The organism is Comamonas sp. HJ-2, assembly GCF_053615495.1.
The window spans coordinates 258,448-282,231 of the sequence record NZ_JBSIFD010000001.1; the positions used below are offsets into that span (position 1 = coordinate 258,448).

Genomic DNA, 23,784 nt, shown 5'->3' on the forward strand with positions numbered 1-23,784 from the left:
GTGCGCCCTTGTCCGTGCAAGTCCTAAAAAAACGCGATCAGCCCATTAAAGACACGAGGGGGTTTCGCGCGAAGCTCACGATTATAGCGCAAACGCTTTTCGCGGCCCAGGCAAAATCAAATCCCCACCGTGCCATGGGATGGATCAGTCGGCAGACTTGCCTACATTGAGAGATTGCAGCACGGCAAAAGGGTTTTCCTTTTGCTCGTTGGCCTGCTCGAAGGCGTCATCGCTGACCTCCAGCTTGACGGGTACCGGACAGACCTCATGGCGAGGCACTACAGGCACTTCCATCAGCAACTCGTCCTCGACCAACTCCAGCAGATTGAACTCGCTGCTCAATGCCAGCACATCCTCATCGCTGTCGTCATCTTCCAGTTCTGCCGTCGCTTCGTCCGGAACGAAGCGAAATGACCGATCCACATAAAGGGGAATATCGGCCTCGGTCAGGCAGCGCTGGCAGGTCAGCGGCAAAGCCACCTCGGCGCTCAGGTGCAGCCACACATGGCCGCTGCCACCTTTTTGCTCCACCAGCTCGCCTTCGGCTTCCCAGCGCACCAGAGGCTGCTCGCCGGTAATCGCCAACGCATCGGCCGCCAGACGCTTGAAGTCCGACAATGGTGCCTGACCATGCAAATGACCTTCAGCCTGCGCGAAAGCACGCACATCCAGCCGGGTCGCAGAAAAATCCTTGCTCATGCAGCCAGTGTAAGAGAATCCCGCAATGCCCGACTTATTGATTGCCGGACGACTTGAGCGTCCATTGATTCTTGGCTCCACCTCGCGCTACCGCCGTGAGCTGCTCAGCCGCCTGCAACTGCCGTTCGAGACGGTGTCTCCTGAAGTGGATGAAACCCCGCTCAGCGGCGAAACACCCCACGACCTGAGTTTGCGTCTGGCCATAGCCAAGGCACAGGCCGTGGCCCGGTTGCACCCCGGCGCCATCGTGATCGGCTCCGACCAGGTGCCCGAGCTCGATGGCCAGCCCCTGTCCAAGCCCGGCACCCACGAGCGCGCCACCGAACAGCTGCGCCAGATGAGCGGCCGCCAGATGAATTTCCACACCGGCGTCTGCGTGAGCTGTACCGAAACCGGCTTCACGGAATCCAGCGTGGTCACGGTGCAAGTGCGCTTTCGTGAACTGAGCAATGTCGAGATCGAGCGCTATCTGCGCGCCGAGCAACCCTATGACTGCGCAGGCTCGGCCAAGAGCGAAGGCCTGGGCATCGCCCTGCTGGATGCCATCGTCAGCGACGACCCCACGGCACTGATAGGCCTGCCGCTGATCCGCACCTGCCAGTTGCTGCGTGCCGCAGGAGTGGTTCTGCCATGAGCGAAACACCGAAAAGCAAAGCAGGCACCCTTTATCTGGTACCCGCTCCACTCGATTTCGGCTGCGAAAGCCAGACCGCATTGACCGAGGTGCTGCCCGAGGGCACGCTGCGCCGCGCCGCCTCTCTGACTCACTGGATCAGCGAAAACGCCAAGACCGCACGCGCCTATCTCAAGCGCATCGACGCCTTGTTCCCGCTGACTGCTCCGTTGCAGGCCCAGAACATTGCCGAGCTGCCCCGCGAAGCCCACAAAAAAGGCGACCATGGCAACAAGGGCGCGGCCGTCTTCGACCCCAAGCCCCTGCTGGCAGCGGCCCTGGCCGGACAGGACATGGGTTTGATCAGCGAGGCGGGCATGCCCGCCGTGGCCGACCCCGGCAGCTCCATCGTGCGTGCCGCCCATGATCTGGGCATTCGCGTCGTGCCGCTGACGGGACCGGTGTCGCTGCTGCTGGGCCTGGCGGCCAGCGGCCTCAATGGCCAGAACTTCGCCTTTGTCGGCTATGTGCCTCAGGATGGAGCCGAGCGCACGGCCCGCATCAAGGAGCTGGAGAGCCTGGCCCTGCGCCAAGGCCAGACCCAGCAGTTCATCGAGACGCCTTACCGCAATGCCTCCCTCTGGCAGGCGCTGCTGCAAACCTTGCAACCGAATACCAGGCTGGCCCTGGCCAGCGGATTGACGCTGGAGACAGCACGCATTGAAAGCCATCTGGTGCGCGAATGGCGCCAGCGCAATACCCCGCCCGACAACCGAACACCGGTGGTGTTCGCCATAGGCCGCTGAGCACCTGAAATCAAAAAAAGCCTGCGGCATTGGCCGCAGGCTTTTTTGATAGCTACCAGCGCTTATCTGGCAAAGGGTTCGCGGCTTTTTAATGCCTTATCAGCGAATGCTGGGCACCAGGCCACGCATGGCTTTGACCGAGCCCTCGCCGATGGCGGCGCCAAAGCGCTTGGCCAGGCGCTCGGCCACGTTGTCGCGGCGGGTGTAGTCTATGACTTCCTCGGCCTTGACCACCTCACGCGCCACATAGTCGAGGCTGCCCAGCTTGTCGGCCAGACCCAGCTCCACGGCCTGCTGTCCAGTCCAGAACAGTCCGCTGAACATTTCGGGGGTCTCATGCAGGCGGTCGCCACGACCAGCCTTGACCACGCCGATGAACTGCTGGTGAATCTGCTCCAGCATCTGCAGCGCAAATTCCTTTTGCTGCGCCGACATGGGGCTGAACGGATCGAGAAAGCCCTTGTTCTCACCGGCCGTCAGCAGGCGGCGCTCCACGCCGACCTTGTCCATCACGCCCGTAAAGCCAAAGCCGTCCATGAGCACGCCGATGCTACCCACGATGCTGGCCTTGTCGACGAAGATCTCATCGGCCGCCGCCGCAATGTAGTAGGCCGCCGAGGCGCAGGATTCCTCGACCACCGCATACAAAGGCTTGTTGTACTTGGCCTTGAGACGCGTCATCTCGTCGTTGATGATGCCGGCCTGCACGGGGCTGCCGCCGGGCGAGTTGATCAGCAGCACCACGGCGCGCGAGCCCGAATCTTCAAAGGCGCTGCGCATGGCAGCCACCACGAATTCGGCACTGGCGTCCGCTCCCGAGGCGATCTCGCCCTTGATCTCCACCACCGCGGTATGGGGCGAGGTGCTGGTCTTGGTGGCCGTATCCTTGAAGAACACCGCCCACATCACCAGCAGCACCACCACGGACCACAGCAGACGGCTGAAAAAGCGCCAGCGCCTTGCCGCCCGCTGCTCCTTGATGGAGGCGAACACCAGCTTTTCCAGCACATCGCGCTCCCAGCCCCCGTTCCCAGAGGCCTTGGCCGCAGCGGCGGGCGCCTCAGCGGACGCAGCAGACGCCTTGGACCAGAGGTCCGCGCCCGGCGTCACATGCGACTGGGAATCATGGTTGTCAGGAGTACTCATCTCAAAACTTCAGAGGTTTCAGGTGTGGCCCAGTATGCCAGCGCACCAAGCCGCCGCTTTCGCTCAAGGCGATTTTTACCAACCCACCGCGGCAAGGACCGCCTGCACAGGCGCCGCTGTCAGGTTCGTAGGCAGCTCCGTGGGTAGAACACAACAGCCAGCGACCGGAATCGTCAAAAAACTGACCTTCCTGGTAGTCCATTTCCATGGGGATATGGCTGCAGCGATTCAGATAGGCATGAACCTGCCCCTGGTAGCGGATGGCAAACGCGCGGCTGCTCTGACCGGCATACAGCACATCAAAGCTCACCGCCCGGCCGCCGTCGACCAGATCCGCACTGGCGCACAGCTCCACGGCATCTGTCATATCTGGCTTCACGCGTTGGCCAGCAGCCAGGCCCGCAGCTGCATCGCGGAATCGGCCACGAACAGCGGATTGAACTGGGCGAAGCCGTCGGGAGCATGGGCGCCATAGGAAACCCCCACACAGGCACAGCCGGCATTCTGTGCCATCTGCAAATCGTGCGTGGTGTCGCCAATCATCAGCGTTCGCTCGGGCTCCACGCCGAATTCGGCCATCAGCTCGTGCAACATCAGCGGACTGGGCTTGCCAGCGGTCTCGTCGGCCGTGCGCGAACCGTCGAACAATCCCTTGAGCTGCGGGTCCTGCAGCGCATGGTTGAGCCCCATGCGGCTCTTGCCCGTGGCCACGCTCAGCCAGTGGCCGCGCTCGCGCAGCTCGGCAAGCAGCGGCAGTATGCCGTCAAACACGCAGATATCGTCCTGATGCTTGAAGAAGTGAAAGCGATAGCGATTGGCCAGCTCAGGATATTTTTCGGGCGGCACATCGGGTGCCGCGCGGGCCAGGGCCGGCATCAACGCCATGCCGATCACATAGGCAGCCTGCTCGTCGCTGGGCACGGTGCCGCCCACATCACGCACAGCCTCCTGGATGCTGCGACTGATGATGGCCGTGGAGTCCGCCACCGTGCCATCCCAGTCGAATGCAATCAGATCGAAGCGGCGTGGTCGCCGGGCGCTATGGTTTTCAGTAGTCATGAAGCCTAGTCAGTTCACAAAGTCCGCCAGCTCAGGCGGCAGCTCGGCACGCAGTTCGACACGCTCGCCGCTGGCGGGATGATTGAACTGTAGCCGCCAGGCGTGCAGAAACATGCGCTTGAGACCCTGCTTTTGCACACGACGGTTGAGATCAAAATCACCATATTTGTCATCGCCCACGATGGGATGCCCCTGCGAGGACAGATGCACGCGGATCTGGTGGGTGCGACCTGTCTTGATGGTCACCTCCAGCAGACTCATCGCAGGCAGCCCCTGCAGGGGACGCGGCTCGATCAGCTTTCTGACCTTGACCAGGGTGATGGAACGCATTCCATCCGGGTCATCGGCCGTGGTCACGCGCACACGGCGCTCGCCATCGGCCTGCAGATACTTGTGCAGCGGCAGATCGATGACCTTCTTGTTGGCCGGCCAGGCACCTTGCACCAATGCCAGATAGGTCTTGCCGGTCTCGCGCTCGCGAAACTGGTCCTGCAGATTGATGAGTGCCGAACGCTTTTTGGCCACCAGCAAAATGCCCGAGGTTTCGCGATCCAGCCGGTGCACCAGCTCAAGAAACTTGGCATCGGGACGCGCCTGGCGCAGTTGCTCGATGACGCCAAAGCTCACGCCCGAGCCTCCATGCACGGCCACGCCGGCAGGCTTGGACAATGCAATCATGTGTTCGTCATCCAACAGGGCGGGAAAGTCCTTAGCCGGTGCCGGGCGCTCCGCTTTTTCAGCCACTTTGTCGGAAATCCGGACCGGGGGAAGGCGCACCACGTCGCCGGGCTGAACCCGGGTCTCGGCGCTCACGCGCCCCTTGTTGATGCGCACCTCACCACTGCGGATGATGCGGTAGACATGGGTCTTGGGCACCCCCTTGAGGTGGCGCATGAGAAAGTTGTCGAGTCGCTGTCCGGCGGAGTCTTCATCGACCTCGATCAGCCGTACCGAGGCCGCGGCCGTATTCTGGGACCGGTCCTGTGCCGGTTTGCCCTCTATAATGTGTTTCACCTGTGCCGAGCTTAGTTGTAAGTGATTGATTCGCATGGAGTTTAGTCCAAACAATCATTTCCCACCGCACAGGCAGGTCGATGCCCGCCAGTTTTGCACACGCAAATTGCAGTCAAGATGAGCTGCAGCAGCCTGTGAGAGCCTGGCAAAGGCTGACGAATTGAAACACTGATACGGAATCTCATACCGTGCAGTTGTCCAGGCAAAAGCAGCCTGCAACTGTCGGTTCTCTCAACGAGCATGTGGATCTTTTGGACATTGCTGATCAACCTCTGGGGCAAGGCACGGCCGGCCCCCGGGACGAGTCATGTCTCGAAGAAACCACCCACCTCCCTAGCACGCGCGTCGGCTTCTTTTGTACCCCGTCTGCATGCGCGTCCTCTCCCGCTCGTCCCCCGGCCTGTACCTCCGCTACTGACTTGAGATCAGGCCAGTAGCGCCGTCCTGTACCGCCCCAGATTCCTCATCCGTTTCAACTCGTTCGTCTGGCATCACGGCTCCTGTTGAGCCTGTCTTTGATTACCAGTCAAAGGTGCGTTGGTCTATGACCAACGTGCCTCATAAAACGAATAAAGGAAACGCATCATGAAACGGATGCTGATTAACGCGACGCAGTCCGAAGAACGCCGCCTGGCCATTGTGGACGGCCAGAAGCTGCTGGACTACGAGATCGAGATCGAAGGTCGCGAACAACGCAAGGGCAATATCTACAAGGCCGTCGTGACCCGCGTCGAGCCATCTCTAGAAGCCTGCTTTGTGGACTACGGCGAAGACCGCCACGGCTTTCTGCCCTTCAAGGAAATCTCCAAGCAATACTTTGCCGAAGGCGTCTCGCCCAGCCAGGCCCGCATCAACGACGTGATCCGCGAAGGTCAGGAGCTGATCGTCCAGGTCGAGAAGGAAGAGCGCGGCAACAAGGGTGCAGCCCTGACCACCTTCATCTCGCTGGCCGGCCGCTATGTGGTGCTGATGCCCAACAACCCCCGTGGCGGTGGCGTTTCGCGCCGCATCGAGGGCGAGGACCGCGCCGAGCTCAAGGAGGCCATGGACCAGCTCGAGTACCCCAAGGGCATGTCCATCATTGCACGCACTGCCGGCATCGGCCGTTCGGCCCCCGAGCTGCAGTGGGACCTGAACTACCTGCTCAAGCTGTGGAGCGCCATCGACGGCGCCGCCAAGGCCTCCAAGGGCGCCTTCCTGATCTATCAGGAATCCAGCCTGGTGATCCGCGCCATCCGCGACTATTTCAACAATGACATCGGCGACATCCTGATCGACACCGATGACATCTACGAACAGGCCCAGCAGTTCATGGCACATGTGATGCCCGAGCACGCTGCCCGCGTCAAGCGCTACCGCGACGACGCCCCCCTGTTCTCGCGCTTCCAGATCGAGCACCAGATCGAGTCCGCCTATTCGCGCACCGTGACCCTGCCCTCGGGCGGCGCCATCGTGATCGACCATACCGAAGCCCTGGTCTCCGTGGACGTGAACTCGGCCCGCGCCATCAAGGGCGGCGATATCGAGGAAACCGCGACCCGCACCAACCTCGAGGCAGCCGACGAAGTGGCGCGCCAGATGCGCCTGCGCGACCTGGGCGGCCTGATCGTGATCGACTTCATCGACATGGAAGAGGCCAAGAACCGCCGCGAAGTGGAAAACCGCCTGCGCGATGCCCTGCGCCAGGACCGCGCCCGCGTGCAGTTCGGCACCATCAGCAAGTTCGGCCTGATGGAAATGAGCCGCCAGCGCCTCAAGCCCGCTTTGTCCGAGGGCGCCCACATCAACTGCCCACGCTGCGGCGGCTCCGGCCACATCCGCGACACGGAAAGCTCGGCGCTGCAGATTCTGCGCATCATCCAGGAAGAGTCCATGAAGGACAACACGGCCGCCGTGCACTGCCAGGTGCCCGTGGAAGTGGCGTCCTTCCTGCTCAACGAGAAGCGTAGCGAAATCACCAAGATCGAGCTCAAGCAGCGCGTCAACGTGATCATGGTGCCCAACAAGTCCATGGACACGCCGCACTACAAGCTCGAGCGTCTCAAGCACGACGACTCGCGCCTGGAATCCATGGAAGCCAGCTACAAGCTGGCCGACGAGCCCGAAGAGGTGACCACGGTCACACGCCGCTCGCAGGAGCCCACCAACAAGCAGACTCCCGTCATCAAGGGAGTGCTGCCCGATGCTCCCGCGCCGATTGCCGAGCCTCGCCCACCGCGCCAGCCTCGCGCTGCCGCTGCGACGCCCGCTCCCGCTGCGGCCCGCCCCGTGGTGCGCGAGCAAGGCTTCTTTGCCTGGCTCAAGAATCTGTTCGGCTTTGGCGCACCGGCTCCCGTGGCAGCGCCCGCTCCCGTGGCCGAGGCTCCCGCTCCTGCCGCCCGTGAAGGCAGCCGCGACGGCCGCCGAAGCGAAGGCCGTGGCGGCGACCGCAACCGCCGTGGCGGTGACCGCAATGAGCGCAGCGACCGCAACAGCGCAGAGCGCAATGGCAGCGAACGCGGCGACCGCAACAACCGCCGCAATGCCCAGGGTCGTGACGAGCAGCAACGCAACGAGCGTCCCGAACAGCAACAGCGTCAGGACCGTCCCGAGCGCGGCAACCGCCGCGGCGGCGAACGCAACGAGCGTCGCGACGAGCGCCAGCCCCAGGTGGCAGAAGCTGCTCTGAACGGCGAAGAGTTCAACGCAGCTCCCAAGCCCGAGCGCAACCGCCAGGAACGCGGTGAGCGTACAGAACGCAATGAGCGCGGTGAACGCGGTGAAGGCCGCCGCGAGCGTCAGAATCGCAACGCCGATGCCCAGCCCGCCATGCAGGCCGTGGCCGACGAAGTGGTGCTGAACACCGCCCAGGTCGACGCTGCGGATGCGCAGGCACAGGATGGAGCGCAAGGCGATCCCGCACGCGAGCCCCGTCAGCGCCGTTCGCGTGACCGCTACGGCCGTGACCGCCGCGACCGTGCACCGCGCGATGCCCAGGCAGAAGGCCAGGCTGCAGAGCAGGCTGCCGAAGCCCAGGCCCCGGTCGAAGTGCCTGCCGCAGACGCTGGCGAGCAGCCGGCACGCCGCAGCTACTTTGATGCTGTTGCGCCTCAGGCTCAGGCAGAGCAAGCGCCTGTTGCTGCAGAAGTGCAGGCACCCGTGGTTGCAGAAGCCGTGGTGGCAGCGGTCGCCCCTGTGGCAGAACTCTCTCAGCCCGTGCAAGCAGAACCTGCTGCTACCGCAGAGCCTCAGGCTGCCGCCGTGGAGCCTGTGGCTGAAACCGAGGCTCCTGCTCCAGCAGTCGCAACGCCCAAAGCTCAGAGCTATGCGCTGCCGATTGCCGAGCTGCAGGCCCTGGCAACCGCATCGGGTCTGGAATGGATCAACTCCGATGCCGAAAAGATCGCCGCCGTCCAGGCTGCGATTGCCGCCGAGCCCAAGCCCGTGCGCATTCCGCGCGAGCGCCCGCCCGTGGTGGTGCTCGACGAAGGCCCGCTGATTCTGGTCGAGACCCGCAAGGATCTGAGCCTGATGCAGCTGCCGTTCGAGAAGGAAGAACAGGCTGCAGGCGTCAACGCCTAAGCAGACTGCCTTCCGGCATCACAGGGCCAAGGGGACTGTCCACTTCGGTGGATGGGGCCTTGGCCCTTTTTCATGCGCCCTTTCTTTGATTGAGTGAACGTCAAGCCATGTTGTTTCTGATCTCTCCGGCCAAATCGCTGGACTATGAAAGCCCTGTTTCCGCCGAGTTGCCGCACACGCTGCCGGTTTTCAAAAAGCAGCCCCTGGAACTGATCGAAGTGCTGCGCGAGAAATCGCCCCAGCAGATTTCCGAGCTCATGAGCATCAGCGACAAGCTGGCCGTACTCAATGTGGGCCGCTACGAAGCGTTCAGTTCCAAGTTCACCACCAGGAACTCGCGCCAGGCCGTGCTGGCCTTCAATGGCGATGTCTACGAAGGCCTGGATGCCGCCAGCCTCAAGCCCAGGGAGCTGGACTGGGCCCAGGAGCATGTCGTGATCCTTAGCGGCCTCTACGGCGTGCTGCGCCCGCTGGATCTGCTGCAGCCCTACCGCCTGGAGATGGGCACCCGGCTGGAAAACGCCAAGGGCAGCAACCTCTATCAGTTCTGGGGAACCCAGATTGCCGACTACCTGAACGAACGCAGTGCTGCGCAAGCCGAGCACGGTGACGCCCAGGCCGAGCGCATTGTCGTCAACCTGGCGTCTCAGGAATACTTCAAGGCCGTGGATCTCAAGGCGCTCAAGGCCCCCGTGGTCGAATGCGTTTTCGAGGACTTCAAGGGCGGCAAGTACAAGATCATCAGCTTCCATGCCAAGCGCGCACGCGGACTGATGGTGCGCTGGGCCGTACAGCACAAGGCCAGGAAGGTGGCCGACCTGCGCAAGTTCGACCTGGAAGGCTATGCGCTGGCCGAGCAGGCCAGCACGCCCGGCAAGCTGGTGTTCCGCCGCAAGCTGCAAGACTGACGCTGCGCATTGAAATCGGCATCAGTGCACACTAGCATTGTCGACATGAGCACCTCCACCCAAGACGAGTTCGTCACACCTCCCGGCCTGACACCCGAGCTGATGCAATGGGTGCGCGCGCAAAGCGCCTCCGGCGTGCCGCTGCCATCGCTGCTGCAGTCCATGCGCAAGGCTGGCTGGGCCGAGCATCTGGCGCGCCGCGCGCTGGCCCTGCCCGAAGAGGGTGAACTGCCCCTGCCTTTCGCAGCAGCCCGGCCCGACACCGAAGTGGCAGTGCAGGTCCATGAGTCAGGCGTTCCCGAGCCCGATCTGCTGACCGATCCCTGCTGCGTCCATGCCGGCGATCGCGATGTCCATGTCCTGATGAGCGTGCGCCACCCGCGCGTGGTGGTGTTCGGCAATCTGCTCTCCGACGAGGAGTGCGATGCCATCATCGCAGCTGCCCGCCCGCGCATGCAGCGCTCGCTGACCGTGGACAACCAGAGCGGTGGCGAGGCCGTCAACGACGACCGCACCAGCAATGGCATGTTCTTCCAGCGCGGCGAGAACGAGCTCATCAGCCTTGTCGAGCAGCGCATTGCGCGTCTGCTGAACTGGCCGCTGGAAAACGGCGAGGGCATGCAGGTGCTGCACTACCGCCCAGGCGCCGAATACAAGCCGCATTACGATTACTTCGCCCCCAACGAGCCCGGCACGCCGACCATACTCAAGCGTGGCGGCCAGCGTGTGGGAACCCTGGTCATGTATCTCAACGAGCCCGCGCGCGGCGGCGCAACCACCTTTCCCGATGTAGGGCTGCAGGTCGTTCCGCGCCGTGGCAATGCCGTATTCTTCAGCTATAACCGGCCCGACCCGGCCACCAAGACCCTGCACGGCGGCGCTCCCGTGCTGGAAGGCGAAAAATGGATTGCCACCAAGTGGCTGCGCGAACGAGAGTTCAAGTAAAAACAGGCTCCAACCCTTACTCACAAAGCGCCAGCAGCTATCTTTTTTACTGCTGGCTATTTTGTTTTTGAATCATGCACACCCCTGAACAATCGCAGCTGGGCAAAAGCTCGGCCTATGTGGACCAGTACGACGCGTCCCTGCTCTTCCCCCTGCCACGCCTGACCAAGCGCGAGGAAATCGGCGCCGCCATCAACCCGCCGTTCTTTGGCGCCGATCTGTGGACCTCATTCGAAGTTTCCTGGCTCAATCTGCGCGGCAAGCCCCAGGTCGCGCTGGCGCATTTCACCATCCCCTGCGAAACGCCCAATCTGATCGAGAGCAAGTCCTTCAAGCTGTATCTGAACAGCTTCAACAACACCCGCTTTGCCGATGCCAGCGAGGTGCTGGCGCGCCTGCGCACCGATCTGTCCGAAGCAACCTGGCGCGGCAGCCAAACCCAGGGCAGCGTGGGCGTGCGGCTGTTGCAGGCAGATCAGTTCGATGCCCAGCAAGTGCATGAGCTGGACGGTCTGCTGCTGGACCGCCTCGATGTGGAGTGCACCCGGTACACCCCGGCTCCCGAGCTGCTGCGCGCCAACCACGACGAAGCCCCCGTCAACGAAACCCTGGTCAGCAATCTGCTCAAGAGCAACTGCCTGGTCACCGGCCAGCCCGACTGGGGCAGCGTGCAGATTCAATACAGCGGTGCGCAGATCGAGCAGGAAGGTCTGCTGCAGTACCTGGTGAGCTTTCGCAACCACAACGAATTCCACGAGCAGTGCGTGGAGCGCATCTTCATGGACATCTGGACCCGCTGCAAACCCATCAAGCTGGCCGTCTACGCCCGCTACACACGCCGCGGCGGCCTGGACATCAACCCTTTCCGTACCAGCCACCCGGGTGCACTGCCCGCCAATGTGCGCACCGCCCGCCAGTAACAGCAGCACCGACTCAATCAGGGGCAGCAAACAAGGGCCGCCCCGCAGCAAAGCTGCCGTCCCCCCCGGAGGGAAGCCGCAGAGTGGCTCAAGGGAATCAACTCTTCCATGGGCAGTCATCCTGTCCCAGCAAAGCCTCGGCATAGCGCAGATCCTGAATGCGCAGCCACAGCCCGTTCATGCCCTGGCGCAGAGGCTCAACGGCAGCACGCTGCCAGGTCTGCGCCACCACGAGCTGACGCGCCGCTGCGGGCTCCGACTGGGGCTTGTGAACCGCGCTGGCCTCGCCCTGCAGCGCCGCTTCGTCAGGCAAGGGCAGATCCTGCCAATGCAGGCCCTGGGCATCCCAGCCCTGTAGCACCGGCATGCGCGCCTTGAGCGTCAGCGTGCGCACTTCCTTTTCCACGGGGTTGAGCCAGTGCAGCTGCCATTGACCCAGTTCGCCATAGCGTGTCTCCACGGGCTCCAGCAAGGCCCAGCCTTCGCCTGAAGGATGAGGACAGGCGCAAGGCCCAACACCGCAGAACGCCAGACCGCTGCGCGTCATGATCACGCCGTCCTTGCGAGGTTCATCATGCTGCCAATAGTGATTGACGCGCTCGTTCACTCCGCCCCACCACCAGACGGTGTCGCCGCGCACATCGTCGCGCCAGACATAGTCGCCGTCGGAGCAGGGATGCTGGATCTGTCTCACCTCGCGCCAGCGCGGCAGCAATTGCCAGCGCCCTTGCGCATCGGGCGCCAGTTCGCGCTCGGAGTAGAGCGGGCGCCAGTCGGGTCGGGCCAGATGGCTGGCCGATACGGACTGCAAAGGCCAGCGCCAGGATGCGGTGGAGGGGTCCCAGTCCTTGTCCGCCAGACTGGCCGTCAGCGCCAGCACACGCATGCGGGCAGCCATGCCGCCCTTGACCGAAGGCACAGCGGCCAGCCGCACCACGGGCCAGGGCAGGTCCACGCTTTGCAGGCGCTCCCCGTCCCAGACCTGCAGGCTGCCGCTGCCACCGCGAATCGGTGCACGCCCATGCGGCATGAGAATCGCCCAGCGTCCCTGCACGATCACGTGTTCCAGAGCCCAGGTGCCGGGCAGATGGCGTTCGCCCCACTGCAGGTTGTAAGCCGCCGTTTCGCCCAGCTCCTCCCGGGCGGGCTTGGACAGGGTCCAGATCAGGCGCTGCCCCTTGAGCGGCTCGCTCTGCGCGCGCCACAGCGCGGGCTGCGCCGGATCACGCAGCCAGTCGAAACACAAGGGAAGCGAGGGTTTGAGGATGGGCAGACCATCGCGCTGATGGGCAGCGCAGACATCCACCTCGCTCATGGCGCAACTGATGCTGGTGCCATCGTGCAGGCGCTCGGTCTCGGGCGTATCTAGTTGCACTTTCTGCAGCAGCAGTTCATTGAGCCAGCTCAGCGGCAAAACCGCTGGCGCTTGCGGCTCGCTCGGCGGCTCAAGATCCGGCAGGCCCAGGGCCCAGGGCTTGCGATCCTCGGGCATCAACTCCGGCCATTGCTGCCAGCCTCGCTCCATGGTCCAGACAGCCAGCCGCAGGCTGGCCTGGCTGGCATCGCCCTGGGTGGGGTAGGCATAGAGCGCAAAGGCCTGGGCATCGGCACGCCAGACCATGCTGTGGCTCTCGTCCAGCACCCAGGGCTGGGCGGCCTCACCCAGCATCAGCTGCCAGTGCGGATTCTGCAGCGGAGCCATGGGATAGCGCAGCTTGCGCAGCGAAGCCGGCCAGTGGCGCTGCAGCGCCACTGGCGGCACCGAGGTGGGCTGAGCCGGTTGTGGCAGAGTCGGCATGGGCCGGGCGACTTCGGCAGGCAGGCAGTCGGCCGGCACCCAGAGATCCACCACCTGCAGCAGGGGCTGCGGCTGCGCAGCCATATGCTCGCCCAGCCAGGCCTCGAAGCTGGCATCGGACATGATCACATGCGCATCGTCGGCAATGCCGCTTTCGTTGATGCTCTCGCCACTCCAGCGCGGCATGCGCCAGTGGATGGCATCCAGCAGCTCGCCTTCCGGCTTGCTGATCACCCAGCTGCGACGTGATTTGCGATCGACCAGATGGGCGGCCTCGCTGTCATAAAAGCCCGTGCGCAGCCAGCGCCCGTCATAGGAGGTGTGCATGTCCATCTCCCAGACATGGGGCAGGTAGACGCCGTCCGCACACAGCACATCGCCATAGATGGGACCGCCCATGCCGCGCTCGCCCTGGGGGCGAAAATTCACATCCCTGCTGGCCTCTGACGCCGTATCCGCCTGCGCCGCAAGCTCTTGGTCGGAGAGTGTCTGCGCCGCAACCTCCGACGCCGTTCCGGCCTGGGCCACGGACGGCTCGGCCTCCTGCTGGGCAGTTGCAGACGACGCGGGTCTGGCGTCAGCGCGCAAACGCGATATCAGCCAGATCAGCAAACACAGGGCCAGCGCCGCAATGGCGATCAGGGTCAGCACAACACTCATGGTGCAATCCTACCGAAAGCCGATGTGAAAAAGGCAGCTCCAAGGCTGCCTTTTCAGAGCAAGACCACAAAAGCCTAGAGATGGAACACGTCCACCGAACGCTCCAGTGTCCTGGCACTCTGGCGCAGCGATTGCGCTGCACTGGTCGACTGCTCCACCAGCGCCGCATTCTGCTGGGTCACGGAGTCGAGCTGGGCCACGGCCTCGTTGACCTGGGAGATGCCTATCGATTGTTCGCGCGTGGCAATGCTGATCTGGTGCACCAGGGAGCCGACCTTGTCCACGGCCTGCACCATGCCGTCTATGGTCTGACCAGCGGCACGCATGCGCGCATTTCCGTCATTGATGCCATCGACCGTGCGGTTGATGAGCACGCTGATCTCCTTGGCCGCTTCGGCGCTGCGCTGGGCCAGTGCCCGCACCTCGCCAGCCACCACGGCAAAGCCGCGACCCTGCTCGCCGGCCCGCGCCGCTTCCACGGCCGCGTTCAGCGCCAGCAGATTGGTCTGGAAGGCAATGCTCTCGATCACGCCAATGATCTCGCTCATGCGGGTGGAGGAGCCGCGGATATGCTCCATGGCCAGTCCCACTTCGCTGATGGCCGCGCCGCTGCGGCTGGCCACCTTGCTGCTCTCGTCGCTGGCACCGGCCATGAACTGTGCCGTATCGGCCGTCTGCGACACGGTGCCCGAAATTTCCTCCATCGAGGCCGCAGTCTGCTGCAGGCTGGTGGCCTGCGACTCGGTACGCCCTGCCAGATCGAAACTGCTCTGGGCGATTTCATGGGCGGTCTGGGCAAAGCCCTGCACCTCGGTACGCACATCGCCCACCACGGCGCGCAGATTGATCTGAATCTGCTGCAACCTCAGCATCAGCGCCCCCACGGCACCGCTGTAGCTCTGGCTGCATTCGGTGCTCAGATTGCAGGCTGCCACATCGGCCGCAAAGCGGCTGGCTTCCTCCAGTCCCGCCACGCAGCGCCGTTGAAAGCGCCACAGCACGAATGCGCCGCCTGCCACCAGGCTTGCAGCACGCCAGCCCCAGGCCGCCGCACCCTGCCAGCCCAGCATATCGGGCAGCATGGCGATCAAGGCCATGATGGCCAGCAGCCAGGCCATGCGCGCCACCAGGCCCACATCCTTGCGACCGTCCCACCAGCCCATCAGCCCCAGACGGCGCACCGCGCCCGCACGCAGGCGGAAGCTGGCCTGGGCCTGCTTTTCCTCGTTGCGCATGCGCGCGTACAGCGCTTCGGCTTCGGCCACTTCCTTGGCCGAAGGCTTGGTACGCACCGACAGATAGCCGCTTGGCTTGCCGCCCTCCATGATGGGCGTGACATTGGCGCGCACCCAGTAATGGTCGCCGTTCTTGCGGCGGTTCTTGACCAGTGCCGTCCAGGGGTAGCCATGGGCGATGGTGCGCCACATGTCCTTGAAGGCGGCGGCCGGCATGTCAGGGTGGCGGATCAGATTGTGCGGCTGGCCGATCAGCTCTTCATAGCCATAACCGCTGACGCGCACAAAGGCCGGGTTGCAATGCGTGATCTCGCCCTTGGTGTTGGTGCTGGATACCAGCAGCTCGTCACCTGGAAAGTCGTAGTTTTGTTGAGATACCGGCAGGTTCAGGCGCATGCTTTGCACTCCTCCAATAAGCCTGTTTAGTTTTTGTTCGAGAGTGAGCGATCAGGCATCCCGTCGACAGCTGGTTAACCAGATACACAAATTCACACTTGGATCATCGCACAGTGATGATTCCCGAGCCCCCAGGCTCAGAACAGAGATGCGGTATAGGGATCCGAATGCTTGACCGAGGTCAAACCATGAGGTCTGAGCAGCAGCTCTCTTGCCACCGGATCGTGGGCGCTGGCCTGCCAGAGCTGCTCGGCAATCAGGCCCGAGACCTTGACCCCCAGCAGCCTGATGCGCTTGCCAAGCGGCACGCGCTTGAGGCATTGGCCTGCGGCCAGGCGGATGGCTGCCGCATCCTGTATCGGCAGGTTCAGGGTCTGGTCCCGCGTGGCGATCCTGAAATCGTCATAGCGCAGCTTGATGCCCACGGTGCGCCCCACATAGCCCTTGCGCTGCAGATCCTCGGCCAGACGCTCGCACAGGTCCGTGAAGATCGCGCCCAGTTCGGCCTTGTCGCGCACGGCATGCAGATCGCGCTCGAAGGTGGTCTCGCGACTCATGGAAACCGGCTCGCTCTCGGTCACCACGGCGCGTTCGTCCCGCCCCCAGGCAGACTCGTGCAGCCAATGGCCATAGCTTTTGCCAAACCAGTGCAGCAGCTGCGGCAGGCTTTGCGCGGCCAGGTGACCAATGGTTTCTATGCCCAGGCTCTTGAGCTTGGCATCGGCCTTGGGCCCTATGCCGTTGACCTTGCGGCAGGCCAGCGGCCAGATCCGGCTTTGCAGGTCTTCGGGCTGGACGATGGAGATGCCGTTGGGCTTGTTGAACTCGCTGGCCATCTTGGCCAGCAGCTTGTTGGGAGCCACACCGACCGAGCAGGTCAGGCCCGTGGCATCGAAGATGGATTTCTGGATCAGCCGGGCCAGCACGCGCCCGCCTTCGCGCTGGCCGCCGGGCACGTCGGTAAAGTCGATGTAGACCTCGTCCACGCCGCGGTTCTCCATCAGCGGAGCAATCGACACGATGATCTCTTTGAAGGCCCGGGAAAAGCGCCTGTACTCGGCAAAGTCCACGGGCAGAAGAATCGCCTGCGGGCACAGCCTGGCGGCCTTCATCATGCCCATGGCCGAGCCCACACCGAACTGCCGTGCCGGATAGGTAGCCGTGGTGATCACGCCGCGCCCCGTGTAATCGCGCAGCAGCGGAAAGTCCGCCACCGGGATCTCGGACAGCGGCCGCCCCGCATGGCGCGCCAGCAGCTCTTCGTCAAAGCTGCGCCGCCCGCCACCGATCACCACTGGCAGCCCCTTGAGCTGCGGGTAGCGCAGCAGCTCCACGGAGGCGTAGAACGCATCCATGTCCAGATGCGCGATGCGCCTGGGCCTGGAATCGGGGCTGGTGGGAAGATCGCTCACAGCACCGATTTTGCCTGGGCTGGCAAGAGACGGCAGCCATGCGCCAAACAGGCACACAGACACAGGGAAACGGCAAGCAGCGCCAGCCCCCGGACCTGCTGCCATCCCCTTCCGAACAGAGAAGGGGAAGGCTCAAACAGCCTCAGGACGAAACCTTGCCCTGCTTGATGTCTTCGAGCTCGTCAAAACGCATATCGGCATAGCTGACCCAGGTCTTGCGCTTGACCAGCCAGTAACCCAGCCAGAACAGCAGGAACAGCGGAATGCCCAGATAGGTCGACACCACGCCGCCCCAATCGATGCGATCTTCCAGGAAGGCCTGGTAGTTCTGGCCCAGCGTCACCACCAGACACAGCACAAAGGCAAAGATGGGTCCGAAGGGGAAGGCGCCGGCCTTGTAGGGCAGCAGGCCCACATCATGACCATGCATAACATAGCCGCGACGGAAGCGGTAGTGGCTGACGGCAATGCCCAGCCAGACGATGAACTCCGTCATGCCGGCCAGGTTCAGCAGCCAGATATAGACGGCCTGCGGGCTGTAGAGCGAGGAAAACAGACACAGGCTGGCGACCAGCGTGCTGCCGATCAAGGCCACCAGCGGCACGCCGTTCTGGGTCAGCCGGGAGAAGATGCGCGGCGCATTGCCCTCGGTCGCCATGTTGTAGAGCATGCGCGTGGCCGCATACATGCCGGAGTTGCCGGCCGACAGCACCGAGGTCAGGATCACCGCATTCATCACCGTGGCCGCCGACAGCAGGCCCGCGTGCTGGAACACCAGCGTGAACGGGCTCACGGCGATATCGGCCACATCGGTGCGCAGCAGCTGCGGATCGGTATAGGGAATCAGAAAGCCGATGACGACAATGGCCAGCACATAGAACAGCAGAATGCGCCAGAACACCTGGCGAATCGCACGCGGCACGTTCTCGCGCGGATTCTCGGATTCGCCCGCCGCCACGCCCACCAGCTCCGTGCCCTGGAAGGAATAGGCCACGATCATGGCCACGCCCACAAAGGTCGCGAAATTGCCGACGAATGGCGCATCGCCCGTGGTCCAGTTCTCGAAGCCCGGTACATGGCCGTTGCTGATGATGCCGAACAGAATCAGCACGCCGGTAATCAGAAAGGCCACCACGGCCAGCACCTTGATCAGCGCGAACCAGTATTCGGCCTCGGCAAAACCGCGCGCGGAAAACGCGTTCAGCCCCACCATCAGCAGCAGGAACAGGCCGCTCCAGAGGATGCCCGGCACATCGGGAAACCAGTAGGCCATGACCAGTTGCGAGGCCACCAGATCCACCGCCACCACCACGGCCCAGCTGAACCAGAAGTTCCAGCCCAGCGCAAAGCCGAAGCCGCGATCCACATAGCGCGAGGCATAGGTCGAGAAGGAACCGGCCACCGGCATGAAGGCAGCCAGCTCGCCCAGGCTGGTCATGATGTAGTACACCATGATGCCGATGAGCAGATAGGTGAGCACGGCACCGCCGGGGCCGATCTGGGCGATGGCCGAGCCGGAGGCCACGAACAGGCCCGTTCCGATGGCGCCGCCAATGGCGATCATGCTCAGGTGGCGCTGCTTGAGCACCCGGTGCAAGCGGGGCTGGTTATCGTCACCATCACCAGTCGGCGCGAGCTGCTGGCTTGAGTTGGGTTGGGACATAAATGTCTTGTTGTAATGGTTTGCGCCCATCCGGACAAAACACCCAACCATCCCGCAGGCGCTGCGACAGGCAACGCAAAAAGGCGACCATGACGGTCGCGGGCAACAAGGACAAAGGAACGAAGCCATGACAGCAGAACGCCATGGCGGATAGGCCAGTTGCATCCTGAATCGGCAGCCACCCCAGTCGGGTGCTTCAATGGCAAAGCGGTGATATCGCCGGGCCCATTGACAGGCAAAGACGATATTTTGCCCAAATCCACCGCCGACCATGACCCGCCATGCCAATGCAGGGGCTGACTCTGGGGCTGCTCGGCGGCACTTGACAGCGTCTATCGCTATGAATTTAGAAGCACACTGCGCTTTAATAAATTCATTTTCATGGACAAATAATCAATATTCCCTTGAAGGATAAGCGGCAGGCGCTATCAAATAGCATGGACTAGACATGAGCAGCCATGGCTGGGCCCTGGCGCAGAAGTCTAGAAAACCCGTATATCCAGGCGCCGCCATTCTTCCTACATTTGCCCACAGGCTCTCAGCCCGGTGATGCCGAGAGAGACTGCAGCGCAAACTTGGCGCATGCAGCGCCGAAGGAGCAACCGCCCCGGAAACTCTCAGGCCAAAGGATCGGCATCGCTTTCACACACTCTGAAGAATGTCCGGACGTCATCGTCCGCCGGGCATACCGAAGGAGCAAGCGAGCAGCGCCGCAAGGCCCTGCCTCGTGAATCTCTCAGGTCCAGAACAGAGGGGGCGTTCGCTGCGCATGTTGCGCACGGGCTCCACCCTTGACGTTTCTGGAATCTGAATCATGAAGACAATCGCCGTCATCGGCGGTGGCATCACGGGCGTGACCACCGCCTACGCCCTCGCTCGCCGCGGATTTTCCGTCACCCTGTTCGAGAAGCAGCGCTATGCCGCCATGGAAACCTCGTTCGCCAATGGAGGCCAGCTCTCGGCCTCGAACGCCGAGGTCTGGACCCATTGGTCCACCATCGTCAAGGGCCTCAAATGGATGCTCAAGAGCGATGCACCGCTACTGCTCAACCCCAAGCCCAGCTGGCACAAGATGTCCTGGTTCTGCCAGTTTCTCGCTGCCATCCCCCATTACGAGAAAAACACCGTGGAGACCGCCAGGCTGGCGATTGCGGCACGCGAGCACCTGTTTGACTGGGCGGCCAGCGAAGGCATTGACTTCGACCTGAAGCAAAAAGGCATCTTGCATATCTATCGCGACCGAGCAGGCTTTGAACATGCGGGCAAGGTTTCCCGGTTGCTGGCCAAAGGCGGTCTGGAGCGCCGCGCCGTGACACCGCAGGAGATGCGCTCCATAGAGCCGACCCTGTCCGGAACCTTCTATGGCGGCTACTTCACCGAGAGCGACTCCACGGGCGACATCCACAAGTTCACCAGCGGCCTTGCCGCCGCCTGCGAGCGACTGGGCGTGCAATGCCGCTACGGCCAGGAAATCGTGTCGGTGAACAGCAATGGCAAGCAGGCCAGCGTGACCGTGCGCCAGGGCCTGGAAACCGAGACCTCGACTTTCGACGCCATGGTGGTCTGCGCAGGCACGGCCAGCCGCGCCCTGGCCGCCCAACTCGGCGACAGCGTCAACATCTATCCGGTCAAGGGCTATTCCATCACGGTGAATCTGCCGGACGAAGCCAGCCGCGCCGCAGCCCCCGTGGTGAGTCTGCTGGACGACGAGACCAAGCTGGTCACCAGCCGCCTCGGCGACGATCGCTTCCGAGTTGCCGGTACGGCGGAGTTCAACGGCTTCAACAAGGACATCCGCGCCGACCGCATCCGCCCGCTCATCGAATGGGTTCAGCAGTGCTTCCCTGGCGTCAGCACGCGCAGCGTCGTGCCCTGGGCGGGCCTGCGCCCCATGATGCCGGACATGCTGCCGCGCGTGGGCCCTGGCAACAAGCCCTGCGTGTTCTACAACACCGGCCACGGCCATCTGGGCTGGACCTTGTCGGCCGTCACCGCCGACATGGTCGGCGACCTCGTGCTGCAGTCCATGGGCAGCGCCAGCAGACAGCCCCGACCGGCCACGCTGAGCACCGCCAGCGCCTGACCACGACCTGAAAACCTCATCAACAAGCCAGACACGGCAGCCGCAGCGCCCCGTGAGGGACAGCTGTTGCCGTGTGAATGGCAAAACGGAGACATACAACATGAGTCGAAATCATCCAAGCGCAGCCGGGGAGTCGCTGCAGCAGACAGGGGAGCTGGAGCGCGGCCTCAAGGACCGGCACATCCAGCTGATCGCCCTGGGCGGCGCCATTGGCGTGGGCCTGTTCCTGGGCTCGGCCAAGGCGATCCACAAGGCCGGGCCGCTGCTGCTGGTCAGCTACGCCATCGCGGGGCTGGCCATCTTCTTCATCATGCGGGCACTGGGCGAGTTGCTGGTGCACCGCCCGGTGGCCGGCTCTTTTGCCACCTATGCCGAAACCTATGTCAGCCCCTGGGCCGGATTCGTCACCGGCTGGACCTACTGGTTCACCTGGGTGGTGACGGGCATGGCCGAGCTCACGGCCATAGGCATCTACACCCACTACTGGTTTCCGGCCATTCCGCAATGGGTTCCGGCGCTCGCCACCCTGGCCGTGCTGCTGGGCGTGAATCTGATTGCGGTCAAGGTCTTCGGCGAGCTGGAATTCTGGTTCGCGCTGATCAAGGTCGTGACCATTGTTGCCACGCTGGTGCTGGGTGTGGCCATCATCACCACGGGCTGGGGACCGCTGGGCCAGACGGCAAGCTTCGCCAATCTCTGGTCGCACGGCGGCTTTGCGCCCGTGGGCATGGTGGGCGTGGTCTTCACCTTGCAGATAGCCTGCTTTGCCTATACCGGCGTGGAGCTGATCGGCGTGACGGCCGGCGAGGCCGAGTCGCCCGAGAAAGTGCTGCCTCGCGCCACCAACAGCATCGTCTACCGCATTCTGATCTTCTATATCGGTGCCCTGATCGTCATCATGTCGCTGGTGCCCTGGAACGAGCTCAGCCCCGACATGAGCCCCTTCGTCCATGTCTTCGACAAGCTGGGCATTCCTGCGGCCGCCGGCATCATCAACTTCGTGGTCATCACCGCCGCAGCCTCTTCGTGCAACAGCGGCATCTTCAGCACGGGCCGCATGCTCTATACGCTGGCGCAATTCAAACAGGCGCCCGCCAGGCTGGGCCGGGTCAATTCACGCCATGTGCCGGCCGCCGGCATTTTGATCTCTGCAGCCTTCATGCTGGTCGGCGTGGTGCTGAACTATCTGGTGCCCGAGGAAGCCTTCATCTACGTGACCAGCATTGCCACCATAGGCGCCGTCTGGACCTGGGGCATCATCGTCTTCTCCCATCTGCGCTATCGCCGCGCCGTCAGCCTGGGTCATGCCGCAGCCGTGGCCTACCGCATGCCCGGCGCGCCGTTCACCAACTGGTTTGTGCTGGCCTTTCTGGCCGTGGTGCTGGTCTGCCTGTCGCTGGATGCCAGCACCCGCGTGGCGCTATATATCGCGCCCCTGTGGTTTGCGCTGCTGACGATCGGCTACCGGCTCTATGCGGTCAAGCCCGAGCAGCGCCAACGCCTGGCGCAAGCGCAACAGCAAGCCGCCTGAGGCGCAGCACAGCCGCGCTGTCGATGCCCTGGCTGCAGCTGAGACAGCGACAGCCGCGGCAGCACGCTATTGATTCAGAAGCTTCTTGCGCTTTTTCATATTTCATTTCAAGGACTTATAGCTTTGAAAATGAGACTAGACAAGCGCAGGAAGCTCTTGAAATCAGAGCTGCAGACAGATCAGCACCAGGCCCAGCATCATCAGCGCCATGCCCAGCTTTTCCGTCAATGAGAGCTTCTCGCTGAACACCTTGCGCGAGACGATATAGCTGAACACCACCTCCACCATGCCCAGGGTGCGCACGGCGGCCGCCCCCTGCATGGCATAGGCGGTGAACCAGGCCAGCGAGGCCGCAGCGCCCATGCTGCCGGCCAGCAGCGAGATGCGCCAGGCCTTGAAGATGGGGCGTAGGCCCTGTTCATGGGTTCTGGCAATCCAGGCGCTCATGACGACGGACTGCATGGTCTGCGCGATCAGCACGCCCCAGGCCCCCGACAACCAGGGCGAGCTCACGCCCAGTGTTGCGATCTCGACCGCGCCGCCGCGAAAGCCCACGGTGGCCAGCGCAAAACAGGCGCCGCAGATCAGCCCGTAGACCGAAGATTTGCTGGTCCAGGCCGAGAGCGTGAACAGCTGCCCGCGCGGCGGCAGCGACAGCATCAGCACGCCCACGGTAGCAAGCACCATGGCCAGCAGCGCCAGCCGGCTCGGCAGCTCATGCAGGAACATGGCGGCAAACAGGGCCACCTGCAGCACCTCGGTCTTGGACAGCGTGACCGCCACGGCAAAATTGCGCTCCTTCATGGCCATGAGCAAAGCAGCCGTGGCCGCAACCTGAAAGAAGGCACCAAGCGCGATCCAGCCCAGATACGCGGCACTGAACTTCGGCAGCACCTGGGACGGATCGCCCAGACTGTACAGCGCCAGCAGATAGATCGCAGCAAACGGCAGGCCATAGAGAAAGCGCACCAGCGTGGCGGGCAAGGTGCCGACCTGCGCCGTCAGCGAGCGCTGGGCCGTGTTGCGCACCGTCTGCGCAGCCGCCGCAAACAGCACCACCCCCACCCACAAATATTCCATTCCTATGCCCGGCATGAGACGCTTTCTTTTCTGTTAGCGCGCCAGCATAGCGCCGGCTGCCGGACGGTGCTGACGCGATTCGTGCAGTCCACCCGCTCAAGCCAAGGCGACGTGAAGCGCGAACGGCTTCCGTTCTGATGACGAAGCCTCCACCCCGGAAAAATAACCTCAAATCCAGACCATTTCTGCGTCTTTAGCTACAATTTCAGCTGGGTGCCCGCCGCACGAGGTGGCGATGGCAGGTGAATGTTCATG

18 protein-coding genes and 1 riboswitch are annotated in these 23,784 nt (G+C 63.2%); of the genes, 8 read left to right on the forward strand and 10 right to left on the reverse strand.

Features of this window, described 5'->3' with window-relative positions:
* Positions 1 to 144 precede the first annotated feature (144 nt).
* Positions 145 to 699: a YceD family protein gene (locus ACWGXF_RS01205; protein ID WP_256629873.1), complete on the reverse strand. Its 555-nt coding sequence runs from the start codon at positions 697 to 699 to the stop codon at positions 145 to 147.
* 25 nt (positions 700 to 724) lie between these two features.
* On the opposite strand from ACWGXF_RS01205, the gene ACWGXF_RS01210 reads away from it, so the two are divergent.
* On the forward strand, positions 725 to 1,333 hold the full coding sequence (locus tag ACWGXF_RS01210) for a Maf family nucleotide pyrophosphatase (protein ID WP_087864194.1): 609 nt from the start codon (positions 725 to 727) through the stop codon (positions 1,331 to 1,333).
* Positions 1,330 to 2,118, forward strand: a complete 789-nt coding sequence (locus ACWGXF_RS01215; RefSeq protein WP_256629872.1) for an SAM-dependent methyltransferase — start codon at positions 1,330 to 1,332, stop codon at positions 2,116 to 2,118. Before ACWGXF_RS01210 ends, ACWGXF_RS01215 begins: the two co-directional genes overlap by 4 nt.
* Positions 2,119 to 2,217: 99 nt before the next feature.
* Here ACWGXF_RS01215 and ACWGXF_RS01220 read toward each other — a convergent pair whose 3' ends face one another.
* The 4 genes from ACWGXF_RS01220 to ACWGXF_RS01235 are packed head-to-tail and all read right to left on the reverse strand — an operon-like array spanning position 2,218 to position 5,337.
* Complete coding sequence (locus ACWGXF_RS01220) at positions 2,218 to 3,264, reverse strand: S49 family peptidase (protein WP_003067704.1); 1,047 nt, start codon at positions 3,262 to 3,264, stop codon at positions 2,218 to 2,220.
* A gap of 1 nt (position 3,265) precedes the next feature.
* Complete coding sequence (locus tag ACWGXF_RS01225; RefSeq protein WP_034353459.1) at positions 3,266 to 3,631, reverse strand: Rieske (2Fe-2S) protein; 366 nt, start codon at positions 3,629 to 3,631, stop codon at positions 3,266 to 3,268.
* An 8-nt stretch (positions 3,632 to 3,639) separates the two neighbouring features.
* Positions 3,640 to 4,323, reverse strand: coding sequence for an HAD family hydrolase (locus ACWGXF_RS01230; RefSeq protein WP_034408589.1), 684 nt, complete (start codon positions 4,321 to 4,323; stop codon positions 3,640 to 3,642).
* A gap of 9 nt (positions 4,324 to 4,332) precedes the next feature.
* A complete protein-coding gene (locus tag ACWGXF_RS01235) occupies positions 4,333 to 5,337 on the reverse strand; it encodes an RluA family pseudouridine synthase (RefSeq protein WP_034385443.1) in 1,005 nt (334 codons plus the stop codon).
* A 585-nt stretch (positions 5,338 to 5,922) separates the two neighbouring features.
* Here ACWGXF_RS01235 and ACWGXF_RS01240 point away from each other — a divergent pair.
* From ACWGXF_RS01240 to queF, 4 genes are all read left to right on the forward strand, one after another.
* Entirely contained in the window at positions 5,923 to 8,898 is a 2,976-nt protein-coding gene (locus ACWGXF_RS01240) for an Rne/Rng family ribonuclease (protein ID WP_256629871.1), read from the forward strand.
* Positions 8,899 to 9,005: 107 nt separating this feature from the next.
* Positions 9,006 to 9,806 carry a peroxide stress protein YaaA gene (gene yaaA / locus ACWGXF_RS01245; protein WP_256629870.1) on the forward strand — a complete coding sequence of 267 codons (801 nt, stop codon included), beginning with the start codon at positions 9,006 to 9,008 and terminating at the stop codon, positions 9,804 to 9,806.
* Positions 9,807 to 9,851: 45 nt separating this feature from the next.
* Positions 9,852 to 10,751, forward strand: a complete 900-nt coding sequence (locus ACWGXF_RS01250) for a 2OG-Fe(II) oxygenase (RefSeq protein ID WP_256629869.1) — start codon at positions 9,852 to 9,854, stop codon at positions 10,749 to 10,751.
* A gap of 74 nt (positions 10,752 to 10,825) precedes the next feature.
* The gene (queF, locus tag ACWGXF_RS01255; RefSeq protein ID WP_256629868.1) at positions 10,826 to 11,671 is read left to right on the forward strand and encodes an NADPH-dependent 7-cyano-7-deazaguanine reductase QueF; all 846 of its coding nucleotides are present in this window, start codon (positions 10,826 to 10,828) and stop codon (positions 11,669 to 11,671) included.
* A gap of 97 nt (positions 11,672 to 11,768) precedes the next feature.
* Here queF and ACWGXF_RS01260 read toward each other — a convergent pair whose 3' ends face one another.
* The 4 genes from ACWGXF_RS01260 to ACWGXF_RS01275 all read right to left on the reverse strand — a co-directional run bounded on the left by ACWGXF_RS01260 (position 11,769) and on the right by ACWGXF_RS01275 (position 18,835).
* Positions 11,769 to 14,129, reverse strand: a complete 2,361-nt coding sequence (locus ACWGXF_RS01260) for a hypothetical protein (protein WP_256629867.1) — start codon at positions 14,127 to 14,129, stop codon at positions 11,769 to 11,771.
* Between the two features lie 74 nt (positions 14,130 to 14,203).
* Entirely contained in the window at positions 14,204 to 15,760 is a 1,557-nt protein-coding gene (locus tag ACWGXF_RS01265; protein WP_256629866.1) for a methyl-accepting chemotaxis protein, read from the reverse strand.
* 137 nt (positions 15,761 to 15,897) lie between these two features.
* Positions 15,898 to 17,115, reverse strand: coding sequence for a DNA polymerase IV (dinB, locus tag ACWGXF_RS01270; RefSeq protein ID WP_256631308.1), 1,218 nt, complete (start codon positions 17,113 to 17,115; stop codon positions 15,898 to 15,900).
* A 199-nt stretch (positions 17,116 to 17,314) separates the two neighbouring features.
* Positions 17,315 to 18,835, reverse strand: coding sequence for an amino acid permease (locus ACWGXF_RS01275; protein ID WP_003067734.1), 1,521 nt, complete (start codon positions 18,833 to 18,835; stop codon positions 17,315 to 17,317).
* Positions 18,836 to 19,378: 543 nt separating this feature from the next.
* A riboswitch (glycine riboswitch) is annotated at positions 19,379 to 19,478 on the forward strand.
* A 171-nt stretch (positions 19,479 to 19,649) separates the two neighbouring features.
* On the opposite strand from ACWGXF_RS01275, the gene ACWGXF_RS01280 reads away from it, so the two are divergent.
* Both ACWGXF_RS01280 and ACWGXF_RS01285 read left to right on the forward strand, forming a co-directional pair.
* Positions 19,650 to 20,918, forward strand: coding sequence for a D-amino acid dehydrogenase (locus tag ACWGXF_RS01280; RefSeq protein WP_256629865.1), 1,269 nt, complete (start codon positions 19,650 to 19,652; stop codon positions 20,916 to 20,918).
* Between the two features lie 100 nt (positions 20,919 to 21,018).
* Positions 21,019 to 22,449 (forward strand): amino acid permease, encoded by a 1,431-nt coding sequence (locus ACWGXF_RS01285; protein ID WP_012837248.1) that lies wholly within the window; start codon positions 21,019 to 21,021, stop codon positions 22,447 to 22,449.
* Positions 22,450 to 22,611: 162 nt separating this feature from the next.
* Here ACWGXF_RS01285 and ACWGXF_RS01290 read toward each other — a convergent pair whose 3' ends face one another.
* Positions 22,612 to 23,544 (reverse strand): DMT family transporter, encoded by a 933-nt coding sequence (locus ACWGXF_RS01290; protein ID WP_012837247.1) that lies wholly within the window; start codon positions 23,542 to 23,544, stop codon positions 22,612 to 22,614.
* Positions 23,545 to 23,784: the final 240 nt, after the last annotated feature.

Coding starts and splice junctions, on each gene's coding strand:
- ACWGXF_RS01205 (WP_256629873.1), bottom strand. CDS start 699: ATGAGCAAGGATTTTTCTGCGACCCGGCTGGATGTGCGTGCTTTCGCG.
- ACWGXF_RS01210 (WP_087864194.1), top strand. CDS start 725: ATGCCCGACTTATTGATTGCCGGACGACTTGAGCGTCCATTGATTCTT.
- ACWGXF_RS01215 (WP_256629872.1), top strand. CDS start 1,330: ATGAGCGAAACACCGAAAAGCAAAGCAGGCACCCTTTATCTGGTACCC.
- ACWGXF_RS01220 (WP_003067704.1), bottom strand. CDS start 3,264: ATGAGTACTCCTGACAACCATGATTCCCAGTCGCATGTGACGCCGGGC.
- ACWGXF_RS01225 (WP_034353459.1), bottom strand. CDS start 3,631: ATGACAGATGCCGTGGAGCTGTGCGCCAGTGCGGATCTGGTCGACGGC.
- ACWGXF_RS01230 (WP_034408589.1), bottom strand. CDS start 4,323: ATGACTACTGAAAACCATAGCGCCCGGCGACCACGCCGCTTCGATCTG.
- ACWGXF_RS01240 (WP_256629871.1), top strand. CDS start 5,923: ATGAAACGGATGCTGATTAACGCGACGCAGTCCGAAGAACGCCGCCTG.
- yaaA (WP_256629870.1), top strand. CDS start 9,006: ATGTTGTTTCTGATCTCTCCGGCCAAATCGCTGGACTATGAAAGCCCT.
- ACWGXF_RS01250 (WP_256629869.1), top strand. CDS start 9,852: ATGAGCACCTCCACCCAAGACGAGTTCGTCACACCTCCCGGCCTGACA.
- queF (WP_256629868.1), top strand. CDS start 10,826: ATGCACACCCCTGAACAATCGCAGCTGGGCAAAAGCTCGGCCTATGTG.
- ACWGXF_RS01260 (WP_256629867.1), bottom strand. CDS start 14,129: ATGAGTGTTGTGCTGACCCTGATCGCCATTGCGGCGCTGGCCCTGTGT.
- ACWGXF_RS01265 (WP_256629866.1), bottom strand. CDS start 15,760: ATGCGCCTGAACCTGCCGGTATCTCAACAAAACTACGACTTTCCAGGT.
- dinB (WP_256631308.1), bottom strand. CDS start 17,115: ATGGATGCGTTCTACGCCTCCGTGGAGCTGCTGCGCTACCCGCAGCTC.
- ACWGXF_RS01275 (WP_003067734.1), bottom strand. CDS start 18,835: ATGTCCCAACCCAACTCAAGCCAGCAGCTCGCGCCGACTGGTGATGGT.
- ACWGXF_RS01280 (WP_256629865.1), top strand. CDS start 19,650: ATGAAGACAATCGCCGTCATCGGCGGTGGCATCACGGGCGTGACCACC.
- ACWGXF_RS01285 (WP_012837248.1), top strand. CDS start 21,019: ATGAGTCGAAATCATCCAAGCGCAGCCGGGGAGTCGCTGCAGCAGACA.
- ACWGXF_RS01290 (WP_012837247.1), bottom strand. CDS start 23,544: ATGCCGGGCATAGGAATGGAATATTTGTGGGTGGGGGTGGTGCTGTTT.